This window comes from Pectobacterium artocarpous (assembly GCF_046159765.1).
Classification (GTDB): domain Bacteria; phylum Pseudomonadota; class Gammaproteobacteria; order Enterobacterales; family Enterobacteriaceae; genus Pectobacterium.
Map to the genome: position 1 here is coordinate 125,907 of NZ_JBJXVK010000006.1, position 13,272 is coordinate 139,178.

Below are 13,272 nucleotides of genomic sequence, written 5' to 3' on the forward strand. Positions count from 1 at the left end.
TCAGACGTATTGCGTGATTAGCCACACTCTCGGTTAACCACACTAATGCAGGGCGCCACCCGTCACCGCCACATCAACCTGGTGCACCAGCGATTGCTTGATCATCACTTCCAGCGCCGCTGTAACGAGCGGTGTGGGCATGCTCGGTTCGCCGGGGTGCCGCACAGCCTGTTCCGGCGAATAAGGAATATGAACGAACCCGCCGCGCACCACATCGCCCTGTTGATGCAACTGATGTAAAAGCCCGTACATCACATGGTTGCAGACAAACGTCCCCGCAGTGTGCGACACCGAAGCGGGAATACCCGCCACACGTAACGCTTGCACCAGCGCTTTCACCGGCAGTGTCGAGAAATACGCTGCGGGCCCCTTTTCCACTACGGGTGTATCAATCGGCTGGTCGCCATGGTTATCGGCAATACGGGCATCATTAATATTAATCGCCACGCGTTCGACAGAAATATCAGCACGACCGCCCGCCTGCCCTAGCGCGATGACCACTTCCGGCTGCCATTCCGCTATTGCACGGTAAAGCGGTTCCAGCGACAGATCAAAAACACAAGGTAAGCAACAGACTACCACGCGGGCACCGCCGACTTCCCGTTGATGAAGCACTTTCACCGCTTCCCATGAGGGATTAATCGGTTCGCCCTCAAAAGGCTCAAACGCCGTGATCAAAACGGTTTTCATCGGTTATCCCCGTGATACAAAAATAATGATTATAACGCAGCAACCGCTATCTGATGCTCGCTAAAGCAGTGGCGTAATTTGCGGGCAAACAACAGCGCATGTTTTCCATCGCCGTGAATACACACGGTATCCGCCTGCACATTCACCCAGGAACCGTCGATAGCCCTGACCCGCTGGCGCTGAATCATTTCCAGCGTCTGTGCCAGCGCCAGCTCATCGCTATTAATCAGCGCCCCCGCCTGAGTGCGTGGCACCAGCGTTCCGTCAGGTTGATAACAGCGATCGGCAAATACTTCCTGACGTGTTGCCAACCCCAGCCGTTGCCCGGCTCGGATGAGCTCACTGCCCGCTAGCCCGACCAGACGCAGCGCGGGATTGATGGCCTTCACCGCCTTGGCTATCGCATCGGCTAGCGCCGGTTCACACGCAGCCTGATTATAAAGCATGCCGTGCGGCTTTACGTGCGACAGCGTGCCCCCTTCAGCAGCGACAATCGCACTGAGCGCACCAAGCTGATACACCACCTGTGCAAAGACAATTTCCGTAGGTACATTCATCGCCTTGCGGCCAAAATTTTCACGATCGGGAAAACTCGGGTGAGCGCCAAGCGCAACCCCATAGCCGATTCCCCAACGCACTGACTGACGCATAGTTTGTGCGTCGCCAGCATGAAATCCACAAGCAATATTGGCAGAGGTCACCAGTTTCAGCAGCGCTTCGTCGTTATCTCCCCCCTCGCCCAGATCGGCATTCAGATCAATAATCATGCAGCCTCCACGCCAGTTGTTCGAGGTAACGTCGCTGTTCTTCGTCCGCTTTTTGCGCCTGTGCCTGGGTACAGTGAATAAAATGTATTGGTTCACCGAGCCGGATTTGCGCCAGATGGAATAAATCCGCTTCGATCACTGTTGCAATACGCGGGTAGCCACCGGTTGTCTGCGCATCCGCCAGCAGTACAATAGGATGACCATTGTGGGGAACCTGCACGACGCCCGGCAACAGTCCATGCGATGGCAGTTCACGCGGTTTGTTGCCTGACAATACGGAACGCTGTAGCTCTGCGCCCAGCAAACGGTAGCCCATACGGTTACTTTGCGGGCTCAACTGCCAGGAAGTTCGCCAGAACAACTCCTGCATCTCTTCGCTGAATTCCTGATACTCCGGCCCCGGCAATGCACGCACGCGGTTGCTGAATAACAGTTGCTTGATGCCGACTTCCCGCGTCAGTTCGCGCGTCGGCGTACCCAGTTGAAGCTCATCGCCGTCCATCAGCAGACGCCCGTCAAAACCACCAAAACCCGCTTTCAAATCGGTACTGCGCGAACCGAGTGCTTCCGGCACATCTATGCCACCGGACAGTGCCAGATAGCTGCGCATTCCGTTACGCGGCATGCGCATTTTCAACGTTTGCCCCGGTTTCACGGCGAAACGCCAGCCAGTCCAAAGCGGTTTACCATCCAAATCAGCATGACAATCTGCACCGGTCAGCGCCACCCAGCAGGCGGTAGTGAATGTTGCGGTAAACTTGCCCAGTGTAATTTCCAGCGCGGCCGCATTCTCTGCGTTGCCCACCAGCCGGTTAGCCATCGTCAGAGCGGGCAGATCGAGTGCGCCTGACTGACTGATTCCCAAACGACGAAAACCGACACGTCCGCCGTCCTGCACCGACGTATGCAATCCGGCATGGATAACTTTCAGCATACGCCCTCCTTCTGTGGCAGAAACCGAACGTTATCGCCAGGGCGCAGCAGCGTGGGTGGCATCGTCTGTGGATTAAACAATTTCAGCGAAGTGCGACCAATCAGTTGCCAGCCGCCCGGTGTCGCCAGCGGATAAATTCCCGTCTGTGCACCGCCAATCCCCACCGATCCTGCTGGCACGCGCAGGCGCGGTTCGGCGCGACGCGGCATATGCAGTTTCTCGTTTAACCCGCCGAGATAGGCAAAACCCGGCTGAAAGCCCAAAAAGTAGACCACATACTGTGCAGATGCATGCATTTCCACCACCTGAGACTCGCTCAGGTCACTGTGAGCGGCAACTTCCGCCATATCCGGCCCTGCTTCTCCGCCATACACAACAGGAATGTCGATATCACGGGGGTCAAACACCAACGACTCACTCTCTTCCCACCAGCGCTGCAAGCGTTCAATCGCATCCAGCGCCACCTGCTGCGGATGCGCCAACAGCACAGTCAGGTTATTCATGCCAGGAATCGCTTCCAGCACCTCTTCTTGGTGGTTCAGGCGCTCGGCAAGCCCCCATATCCGCTGCTGGCTCTCCAGCGACATTGGCGGTTCCAGTTCCAGAACAACCGCTCTCTCGCCCAGAAGATAACATCGTGCTCGTTGCAATCTTTCCTCCTGAATCGCGTTTTATCCGTCATGGTGAACATGGCTAAATGATTAGCATTGCTTACCGATGTATTTTCTTCTCAACAGTCAAGCAACAACGATGCCAACATAACAGATGCGGCATCATTCCTGTGCGATACAGCGACTTTCAGCCCATCAAGCGGGGTTAGGAATATCAATAAATGTCACATCCAAACCGTGCTGTGCCGCCAGCCATTCGCCCAACGCGCGAATGCCGCCGCGCTCGGTAGCATGGTGCCCGGCAGCAAAGAAGTGCAGCCCCATTTCTCGCGCGATGTGGATGGTTTGCTCAGACACTTCACCGGTAATAAAGGCATCGACGCCAAATCGGGCCGCTTGTTCAATAAAACCCTGGCCACCACCAGTACACCAGGCCACGCGCTGTATCAGTTGCGGTGCATTATCCCCACAATGCAGCACCGTACGCCCCAGACGCTTTTCTACACGGCGGCAAAAGGCATCCGCTGTCATGGGTTGCGCCAGCTCGCCATAGGGCACCAGCGGCTCAATCTCGCCTTGCACCTGAATCTCCAGCAGCGCCGCCAGTTGGGCGTTATTCCCCAACTCAGGGTGCGCATCCAGCGGCAGGTGATAGCCGTACAGATTGATATCATTGATTAGCAGCGTTTTCAGCCGGTTGCGTTTCATGCCACAGACAATATGCGGTTCGTTTTTCCAGAAGTAGCCGTGGTGAACCAGAATGGCATCAGCCTGTTTTTCTACCGCGGCATCCAGCAGCGCTTGTGAGGCCGTTACGCCTGTCACAATACGTTTTACTTCTGCACGTCCTTCAACCTGTAAACCGTTCGGCGCGTAGTCCTGAAACGCCTCCGTGTTCAGTTTCTCATTAATAATGCTTTCCAGTTCCACATTACGCATACTTACTTTTCTCTTCTCGATCGTTATCCACCATGCCGATACTTTTAGCCACTTCAAACGCCGCCAGCGTGTCCTGACGCGCGGTTTTGTGGTCAACGATGGGCAGCGGATAGTTCAGTTGATGTTGCTGTTTGTCAGCCCAGCGATGAGGCTGATGAATATCTTTATCCGGCACGGCGGCCAGCTCAGGTAGCCAGTGACGAATAAACCGACCTTCAGGATCGAAGCGCTCGCCCTGGGTTGTCGGGTTAAAAATGCGAAAATAAGGTGCCGCGTCAGTACCCGTAGACGCCGCCCACTGCCAACCGCCGTTATTCGCCGCCAGATCGCCATCCAGCAGTTGCGACATAAAGTAGCGTTCGCCGTCACGCCAGTCGATCAGTAAATCTTTGACAAGAAAACTAGCGCAAATCATACGCAGACGATTGTGCATCCACCCCGTTTCATTCAATTGACGCATCGCCGCATCCACGATCGGGTAACCGGTTTTCCCCTGCTGCCAGGCGACTAAATCCTCCGGTGATTTTCGCCATTGCACCCACTGCGTCCACGCGGTAAACGGACGGTGTTTACACAACTGCGGCCAGAAAACGATCAGGTGACGGTAAAATTCACGCCAGACCAGCTCGTTAAACCAGGTAAACGCCCCGCCTTCACGCCGTTCCAGCATATCCGGGCACTCGGCGCGCAGACGATTAAAACATTGACGTGGCGACACGATCCCAAGCGCCAGATACGGAGAAAGTTTACTCGTACCGAGTAGCGCCGGGAAATTCCGCTGCTGATCGTAATCCTGTACCTGCTCACGGCAAAAACGGCGCAGTTGCTGCAACGCCGCTCGTTCGCCGTAGGGGAAATCGTCGCGATTCACGTCGTGCAGCGGATAGCTGAACGGCACCAGTGCCGCCGTGTTATTGATCGGCTCGCCACGCTCGTCTGGTGCCGCTACGCACGCTGTCTCCGCCTCCAGCAGACGTTTGATAAACGCCTGACGAAATGGCGTGAACACTTTATACATCTCGCCATTGCCCGTCAGCACGCTGCCCGGCGGCAGCAACAGGCTGTCATGATAGCCGTGACAAACCACACTATCAGCCAGCCGATCTTTCACCTGCTTATCACGCAACCGCTCGTTGATTTCATACTGATAATTGTAAAAAAGGTCGGTAACCTGCTGCTGCGTACAAAATTTCACCAGCCAGTCAACCGAGGCAGCAAAGTCAGGACATTCATGGTAATGCAGCGGGATCCCTTTCTCAGCCAGCGCGTGTTGCACCTGCTTCAGGTTCTCCAGCAGAAAGGTGGCCTGTCGCGGTGCCATGCTGTGCTTTTCCCACTGTGCAGGCGTCGCGATAAAGACCGCCAGCACGGTGGCATCCGTATCCTGACAGGCCGCGGACAGCGCCAGATTATCGGTAATGCGCAGGTCGTTGCGCAGCCAGACGACATGTGTAACGGCATGCGTGGTCATGAAACTCCTCAGGCGGTAAAACTAGTGTCCGTAACGTAGGCGCAATGCTTCTGGGTACGGCTCGAAGTAGCGCTGCTGAGCCAGATACACATCGGGATATTCCGCCATGTAATGTTTCAGCAGCGTGATGGGTGCCAATAGCGGCTGCAAACCTTGCCGATAGCGATCGATGAGTTGCGCCAGTTCCTGCCGTTGTTGAGAATTAAGCTGGTGTCGGAAGTAGCCCTGCACGTGCATCAACACGTTAGTGTGATTGCGCCGCGTCGCAGGCGTCGATAGCAGCTTCATCAGCCGTTTCCGGTATTCCACAACGTAATCGTCCAGCGATTCCCACTTATCGATCGCCGCAACAAACGGCCCCAGTTCGCGGTATTCCGGCTGGGAATGCGCCAGCAGCAGTAATTTATAGCGGCTATGAAAGGCAATGAGCGCACCACGGCTCAGCCCGTTTTGCCATAGCTGATTCAATTCGTGTAACGCATAAACGCGCTCAATGAAGTTTTCCCGCAGGCCGGGATCCTGTAGACGTCCGTCTTCCTCAACCGGTAGCCAGGGCATTTGCCGCATCAGCTCCTGCGTAAACAGGCCGATACCACTTTTACGCGCATCCTTTTGCGATTCATTGTAAATCTTCACGCGCTCCATACCGCAGCTTGGCGATTTGGCGCAGACGATATAACCGCATAAGTGCTGAAGCTGGCTGACTTTGTCAGCGGAAAACGCCACCATCTGCTGGGTGACATCCAGCGGCGAACCATTGCTGGCACGCAGCGTGATATGGTTTTCCCCTTCTCGTACCAATCTGAGCGCCGGACGCGGCACCGGTAAACCAATCGCCATTTCCGGGCAGACAGGTTCAAAACGAAAATAGGGTGCCAGCTGTTCAGCAGCAAACGTCAAACGTTTATGTCCGCCATCAAATCGCACGGGATTACCGAGCAGACAGGCACTGATACCAACAGGGATGAGTTCGAGCGTCATGATTTATCCTTATACCCGTCATATTTCAAGCTGCATTCTGCAAACCCTCTGACCAGCATAGCGGATTTCACCACGATTCTGTGCAGTCACAGCGAAGAATAAAGTAATAAATCATGAGATTGGGATATATTGTTGTAAAAATTCCCGACTTATGAAATTATCACCCTCTATTTTATATGGAAATATAATAATCTATTGAGATCGGATACCGTGTCTTGACAGTTGACGATGCAAAAGTCGCATATCAAATTATTCACATCACAGAGCTGAAAGAGTTCAGTAAATCAGAATAAAAAAGCAAGGAGTATAAAAATACGAGTGTTTTGTAATGTGAATGTTAGATACAGAGGGAATCGTTCTCTTCCCTACCAATTAAATTAAAGAAAAGATGTAAATCATGAAAATAAAAAGCTAACTAATTAAAGAATGGCATAGCAATGAATTCAAAAAGATAGATTTAAATGAATTTAAAAAATATGATATTCAATCTAATTATTTGCAATGCACTTATAAAAAACAAAAAAAATAAACTTGCCTGTTTTATAAAAAACACTATTCTTTTATCTGGCAAGATTAATTTTGCCTGAAACAATACCACCTATTTATTTTCATCAATTTTATTAAGAGAGGGTTTTATGTCTGATATTAAACATGATAACGCATTAGTCACATTTAGCTCATGGCTTGATAATGATAAAAATATTAAATTAAGTGAATCATCAATAAAAACACACCAACTATTCTCATTATCAGCCGAAGGGGATAGCAGTGTATCGGGTCAAAACTCCATATCAACTGGTACACTGGCATCTCAAGAATCTGCACAAGGAAAGATTCTTGATAATGCGATAGCTCGCGGAGATAAAAATGAGATTGCAGAAGTTTTGGCAAGCTCGACGGGTAATGCTGTATCCAGTATTTTGGGCTTGTCGCAGAGTCGTTCCGGCTGGAACCCTTTAGACCCAGATAGTGATAGCAATAGTAAAGGTTTTACTCGATTTGTCGAAAGTTTATTAAAAGTGCCTTATTTTAATACAACTCAAGCAGAAAGAACGACCGTTCACTATGAAGAAGAAAACTATAACTCTCTAATTGATAAAGTTGTTGATTTATACAACGGCGTAGAAGAAAAAGACAAGTCTAAAATAAAAACAAGCATTGTAAATTTAGCAAAAGCATGTACAAGTCGGGTCAATACTAAAAATACAAAAACACTTTTCGTTCAAAATACATTGAATGCCTCTAACAAAAATATCGTTGTCCAGTTACAGCAAACATTTATGATGATGGAACTTAGTCATACTTCAGGAAAAGGGGCACCTAAAGATAAATATAAGACAGAAATTATCGTTCAGGTATTAGAATTAACATTTCAAGGAAATATCTGGACAAAAAGTGCTGCTGAGAAATTGGCTGAGAAATTTGCAAAAAGTTGGGATGACTGGCTAAACGACACTACTACGCCAGAATCAGATGATGCAAAAAATATCAACTTTTGCTTTAAGTAGTGAGAAAGGTATCATTTTTATAGTTCCAAGATAATATCAATAAAGTAAAGTTAATCTAGTTATGCTTAACCGTACTAGATTAGTCAAGTATATCTATTTTAACCTAACAATTTATCCAGAAATTGGATCGTATTAATTTCAAAATGGCCGGATAGTTTCCGGCCATTTTTGCTTCCGGCACTGACTTAATAGAAATCGCAAGCGGCGGCTTCGGACTGCGCCATCCATACCGGTTTATCGCTGGTTTTCAGCCAGACGCGGTGTAAATAGCTGTAAAAACGTGCCCGATCGCGGCGGAACAGCATCACCGGTAACGCCAGCACACCGATGGCAACCACGGCAGCGCGACGCAGGAGAATACGGTGCAAGGGATAAGTAGTATAAAGCGACATAACGATCCTCCTCTGGGATAAGCACCCTTGTTCAGCGGCGCTTTCATAACGATAAAATAAGCACTGTGACATTGGTTAAAATTTTACCGCCTTTTCTGAAAGTTTACTACTCATCTGACCAGTAAAGATGAAATAATCGCCAGTTTTTTTCGTCATCATGTCATTAAGTTACAGCAAGGTTAAAAATAAACTTACCATTAGTTAATTTATGGTTTTAGATTGGATCACTTGAGTTCCTCTTCGCTAATTATCTCTTCTCGCCGCCTTCAGCTTTGCTCATGCCATAACGCTCTTATCGCGTTACCGCTTACTTTTCATTCCATTTTTATACTTTTTTTACGCCCACAGACGGGAAATTTGCACCTTCTTTTCCTGCGTTTTCCTACCCTGACGCTGTCTATTCTGTTCTGGAGGTGTGTTGTGACGCTTAGCATCGTCTTAGGCGGCCTACTCGTGCTGCTATTACTGGCCTATCTGGTTTATGCCTTGTTGAAGGCGGAGGAATTCTGATGGCCGCTGACGCTTTTTTACTGATCTTTGGTCTGCTGATCACGGTGCTGATCGTAGCCCAGCCGTTGGGCAGCGTACTGGCCCGTCTGATTGAGGGCGAGACGGGTACGCGCCTGCAAAAATTTGAGGCGGGTACTGCGCGCCTTTTCGCTTTGGATACGACGGAAATGCGCTGGCAACAGTATGCGGCAGCCATTCTGACGCTCAACCTAATCGGTATTCTCGTGCTGTTTGTGCTGTTAATGGCGCAGGGGGCACTGCCGCTTAACCCAGAAAATATGCCAGGGCTGTCGTGGCATTTGGCGTTAAACACGGCGATCAGTTTTGTCACGAATACCAACTGGCAGGCCTACAGCGGTGAAAACACGTTGAGCTACCTGAGTCAGATGGTTGGCCTAACGGTACAAAATTTCCTTTCCGCCGCCAGCGGCATTGCGGTGGCTTTCGCGTTAATCCGCGCGTTTTCCCGTCGCAGTGTCGATACGCTGGGTAATGCGTGGCTCGATCTGCTTCGTATCACGCTGTACGTATTACTGCCGCTTTCTCTGTTACTAGCACTGTTCTTTGTCAGTCAGGGCGTATTACAGAATCTGCTGCCTTACCAACATCTGACCACACTGGACGGCGCAGCACAAACGCTGCCGATGGGGCCGGTTGCCTCACAGGAAGCGATTAAACTGCTTGGTACCAACGGCGGCGGTTTCTTTGGTGCCAACTCGGCGCACCCGTTTGAAAACCCGACCGCGCTGAGCAACATCGTGCAAATGCTGGCGATCCTGTTGATTCCTACTGCGCTGTGCTTCGCCTTTGGTAAAGCCGTCAGTGACAACCGTCAGGGCTATGCACTGCTGTGGGCCATGGGGCTAATCTTTATCGTCGCCGCTGCCGTAGTGATGAAAATGGAGGTCATCGGTAACCCCCATCTGCTGGCATTAGGCGCGGACAGCGCCGCGAATCTGGAAGGTAAAGAGACGCGTTTTGGCATTCTGACGTCTAGCCTTTATGCCGTTGTCACAACAGCGACATCGTGTGGCGCAGTGAACGCGATGCACGATTCCTTCACGGCACTTGGTGGTATGGTTCCCATGTGGCTGATGCAGATTGGCGAAGTAGTGTTCGGCGGCGTCGGCTCTGGCCTATACGGCATGCTGCTGTTCGTGCTTCTGACCGTCTTTATTGCTGGCCTGATGATTGGTCGCTCACCGGAATATCTGGGCAAAAAGATCGAAGTCTATGAGATGAAGATGACCGCACTGGCGATTCTGATTCCGCCCGCACTGGTGCTGCTCGGCACTGCGCTAGCGCTGAGTACGGAAGCGGGACGCAGCGGCATTCTGAACCCCGGTGCACACGGCTTTAGCGAAGTGCTCTATGCGGTGTCTTCCGCCGCGAATAACAACGGCAGCGCGTTTGCCGGCCTGAGCGTCAATACGCCGTTCTATAACGTCCTGCTCGCTGTCGCCATGCTGCTGGGCCGCTTTGCCGTCATGGTACCCGTGCTGGCTATCGCAGGTTCGCTGGTGGTGAAAAAACGCCAGCCGGAAAGCAAAGGCTCACTGTCGACCCGTAGTCCGCTGTTTATCGGCATGCTCATTGCCATCGTACTGCTGATTGGTGCGCTGACATTTATCCCTGCACTGGCGTTAGGGCCAGTCGCTGAACATTTACCGTTCGGCCTGACTCACTAAGGCTGGAGACTTTTTATGACTCGTCACACGATGAATCATCAGGCAACAAATGAACCGACCTCGGCCCAACAGGGTGAGGCCTCCCGCCATGTTGGCAAACGTAAACAGCAAACGCTGTTTGACAGAACGTTAATCCGTTCGGCGCTGAAAGATGCGTTGAAGAAACTCGATCCACGCGTGCAGTGGCGCAACCCGGTCATGTTCGTGGTGTACCTCGGCAGTATGCTGACCACCCTCGTCTGGCTGACTATTCTGGCGGGTAAAACGGAAGGGAATGCCGTGTTTACCGGGCTGGTGTCACTCTGGTTATGGTTTACCGTCCTGTTCGCCAATATAGCCGAAGCGCTGGCGGAAGGTCGCAGCAAAGCGCAGGCCAACGCGCTGAAAGGCGTCAAGAAAACCAGTTGGGCTAACAAGCTCTCCGCGCCACATCACGATGCCAGTTCGGAATCGGTACCGGCAGACAGCCTGCGTAAAGGCGATATCGTGCTGGTAAGCGCGGGTGAAACCATTCCGTGCGACGGCGAGGTGCTGGAAGGCGGTGCATCCGTCGATGAAAGCGCTATTACCGGGGAATCCGCCCCGGTGATCCGCGAGTCCGGCGGCGATTTTGCTTCCGTTACAGGCGGCACGCGCGTGCTGTCCGACTGGCTGGTGATTCAGTGCAGCGTCAATCCCGGCGAAACCTTCCTCGACCGAATGATTGCGATGGTTGAAGGGGCACAGCGTCGGAAAACGCCGAACGAAATCGCTTTAACCATTCTGCTGATCGAGCTTACGCTCATCTTCCTGCTGGTAACTGCCACGCTATACCCTTTCTCCTGGTTCGGCGTACAGGCGAATAACAGTGGCGATGTCGTCGGCGTGACCGTACTGGTCGCCCTACTCATCTGCCTAATCCCGACCACCATCGGCGGCCTGCTGTCAGCGATCGGCGTAGCGGGGATGAGCCGGATGCTGGGGGCTAACGTGATCGCCACTAGCGGCCGTGCTGTCGAAGCGGCGGGTGATATCGACGTTCTGTTACTGGATAAAACGGGCACCATTACGCTGGGTAACCGTCAGGCTTCCGCTTTCCTGCCCGCGCCGGGCGTCACCGAGCAGGCACTGGCTGATGCCGCACGCCTTGCCTCTTTAGCCGATGAAACACCAGAAGGCCGCAGCATCGTGGTGCTGGCAAAGCAGCGCTTTACCCTGCCGGAGCAGGACGTAACGTCGCTGGACGCCACCTTTGTTCCCTTTACCGCCCAGACGCGCATGAGTGGCGTCAATTTTGGGCAGCGCACCATTCGTAAAGGCGCCGTCGATGCCCTGCGTCGCTACATTGAAGCAAACAATGGCGATTTCCCGCATCAGGTCGAGGAAGCGGTATCCAACGTCGCACGCAGCGGCGGCACACCGCTGGTGGTTGCAGAAGGCAAACGCATACTTGGCGTGGTGGAGCTGAAAGATATCGTGAAAAGTGGCATCAAGGCGCGCTTTGCCGAACTGCGCAGTATGGGGATCAAAACCGTGATGATCACCGGCGACAACCCACTCACGGCGGCAGCGATTGCCGCAGAAGCGGGCGTCGATGATTTTCTGGCAGAAGCCACACCGGAAACCAAGCTGGCGCTGATTCGCCAGTATCAAGCCGAAGGCAGACTGGTGGCGATGACCGGTGACGGCACGAACGATGCTCCCGCTCTGGCACAGGCCGATGTCGCGGTGGCGATGAACTCCGGTACACAGGCAGCGAAAGAAGCGGGCAACATGGTCGATCTGGATTCCAACCCGACCAAGTTGATCGAAGTGGTGCATATCGGCAAACAGATGCTGATGACGCGCGGCTCGCTGACCACGTTCAGTATCGCCAACGACGTGGCGAAATATTTCGCCATTATCCCAGCGGCTTTTGCAGCCACCTATCCGCAGCTCAATGCGCTAAACGTGATGCAACTGCATTCTCCCACGTCAGCCATGCTGTCTGCGGTGATCTTCAATGCGCTGATTATTGTGTTTCTGATCCCGCTGGCGCTCAAAGGGATTAGCTATCGCCCCATGAGCGCGGCGGCACAGTTAAGTCGCAATCTGTGGATTTATGGTTTTGGCGGGCTGCTGGTGCCGTTCCTCGGTATCAAGCTGATTGATATGTTGCTGACTGGGCTGAATCTGGCTTAAGGACTGACGGGTATACGCTATGCGCTATTTACGTTCCTCTTTGTTTTTATTCTTATTCTTGCTGCTGTTTACCGGTCTGGCCTACCCGCTGTTGACAACAATGTTGGCACAGTGGTTGTTCCCGACACAGGCAAACGGATCGCTGCTTTACCGTGAGAATACCGTCGTTGGTTCATCCCTGATCGGGCAGCCATTCAGCCGGGCTGGCTATTTTCAGGGGCGCCCTTCCACCACATCAGATGGGCCGTATAACGCGCGGGCATCCGGCGGCAGCAATCTGGCTGCCAGCAATCCCGCGCTGGATAAACTGATCGGTGAACGCACGGCTTACTGGCATCAGATTGTCGGTAATCAGCACCCCGTGCCTGCCGAGCTGTTGACGGCCTCCGGCAGCGGGCTGGATCCGCAAATCTCCCCTGAAACCGCACGCTATCAGGCGCTGCACATTGCGCAGGCCAGAGGCATGTCACTCCAGCAGGTACAGCAATTGATCGATCGATTTACCGAAACGAGTAAGCCCGCGTTCATTGGGCAGCCGACGGTCAATGTCCTGCTGCTGAATCTGGCGCTGGATAAGGAAAAGCCCCTGCCTTAATCGACAGTGGGTTATTATTAGTGACT

13 protein-coding genes are annotated in these 13,272 nt (G+C 52.5%); 5 read left to right on the top strand and 8 right to left on the bottom strand.

The window, feature by feature from the left end:
• Nucleotides 1-42: 42 nt before the first annotated feature.
• From pcp to ACKQAD_RS05700, 7 genes are all read right to left on the bottom strand, one after another.
• Nucleotides 43-690, bottom strand: coding sequence for a pyroglutamyl-peptidase I (pcp, locus tag ACKQAD_RS05670; protein ID WP_409159256.1), 648 nt, complete (start codon nt 688-690; stop codon nt 43-45).
• Between the two features lie 29 nt (nt 691-719).
• Nucleotides 720-1,457 (bottom strand): 5-oxoprolinase subunit PxpA, encoded by a 738-nt coding sequence (pxpA, locus tag ACKQAD_RS05675; RefSeq protein ID WP_409159257.1) that lies wholly within the window; start codon nt 1,455-1,457, stop codon nt 720-722.
• Nucleotides 1,447-2,391 (bottom strand): 5-oxoprolinase subunit PxpC, encoded by a 945-nt coding sequence (gene pxpC, locus ACKQAD_RS05680; protein WP_409159258.1) that lies wholly within the window; start codon nt 2,389-2,391, stop codon nt 1,447-1,449. The genes pxpA and pxpC overlap by 11 nt, the downstream gene beginning before the upstream one ends.
• Nucleotides 2,385-3,041 (bottom strand): 5-oxoprolinase subunit PxpB, encoded by a 657-nt coding sequence (gene pxpB / locus ACKQAD_RS05685; protein WP_409159260.1) that lies wholly within the window; start codon nt 3,039-3,041, stop codon nt 2,385-2,387. Before pxpB ends, pxpC begins: the two co-directional genes overlap by 7 nt.
• A 156-nt stretch (nt 3,042-3,197) precedes the next feature.
• On the bottom strand, nt 3,198-3,941 hold the full coding sequence (locus tag ACKQAD_RS05690) for a type 2 GTP cyclohydrolase I (protein WP_409159261.1): 744 nt from the start codon (nt 3,939-3,941) through the stop codon (nt 3,198-3,200).
• Complete coding sequence (gene phrB, locus ACKQAD_RS05695) at nt 3,934-5,412, bottom strand: deoxyribodipyrimidine photo-lyase (protein WP_409159262.1); 1,479 nt, start codon at nt 5,410-5,412, stop codon at nt 3,934-3,936. The genes ACKQAD_RS05690 and phrB overlap by 8 nt, the downstream gene beginning before the upstream one ends.
• Nucleotides 5,413-5,433: 21 nt before the next feature.
• Nucleotides 5,434-6,393, bottom strand: a complete 960-nt coding sequence (locus ACKQAD_RS05700) for a YbgA family protein (protein WP_409159263.1) — start codon at nt 6,391-6,393, stop codon at nt 5,434-5,436.
• A 635-nt stretch (nt 6,394-7,028) separates the two neighbouring features.
• Here ACKQAD_RS05700 and ACKQAD_RS05705 point away from each other — a divergent pair.
• On the top strand, nt 7,029-7,901 hold the full coding sequence (locus tag ACKQAD_RS05705; RefSeq protein ID WP_409159264.1) for a hypothetical protein: 873 nt from the start codon (nt 7,029-7,031) through the stop codon (nt 7,899-7,901).
• 185 nt (nt 7,902-8,086) lie between these two features.
• Here the strand turns inward: ACKQAD_RS05705 and ACKQAD_RS05710 are convergent, their stop codons facing one another.
• A complete protein-coding gene (locus ACKQAD_RS05710; RefSeq protein ID WP_010299142.1) occupies nt 8,087-8,293 on the bottom strand; it encodes a YbfA family protein in 207 nt (68 codons plus the stop codon).
• Between the two features lie 420 nt (nt 8,294-8,713).
• Between ACKQAD_RS05710 and kdpF the strand changes: the two genes are divergently transcribed.
• The 4 genes from kdpF to kdpC are packed head-to-tail and all read left to right on the top strand — an operon-like array spanning nt 8,714 to nt 13,246.
• Nucleotides 8,714-8,803, top strand: coding sequence for a K(+)-transporting ATPase subunit F (gene kdpF / locus ACKQAD_RS05715; RefSeq protein ID WP_039290783.1), 90 nt, complete (start codon nt 8,714-8,716; stop codon nt 8,801-8,803).
• Nucleotides 8,803-10,491, top strand: a complete 1,689-nt coding sequence (gene kdpA / locus ACKQAD_RS05720) for a potassium-transporting ATPase subunit KdpA (protein WP_409159265.1) — start codon at nt 8,803-8,805, stop codon at nt 10,489-10,491. The genes kdpF and kdpA overlap by 1 nt, the downstream gene beginning before the upstream one ends.
• 15 nt (nt 10,492-10,506) lie before the next feature.
• A complete protein-coding gene (gene kdpB, locus ACKQAD_RS05725) occupies nt 10,507-12,651 on the top strand; it encodes a potassium-transporting ATPase subunit KdpB (protein ID WP_409159266.1) in 2,145 nt (714 codons plus the stop codon).
• Nucleotides 12,652-12,670: 19 nt separating this feature from the next.
• Nucleotides 12,671-13,246: a potassium-transporting ATPase subunit KdpC gene (gene kdpC / locus ACKQAD_RS05730; RefSeq protein ID WP_409159267.1), complete on the top strand. Its 576-nt coding sequence runs from the start codon at nt 12,671-12,673 to the stop codon at nt 13,244-13,246.
• Nucleotides 13,247-13,272 lie beyond the last annotated feature (26 nt).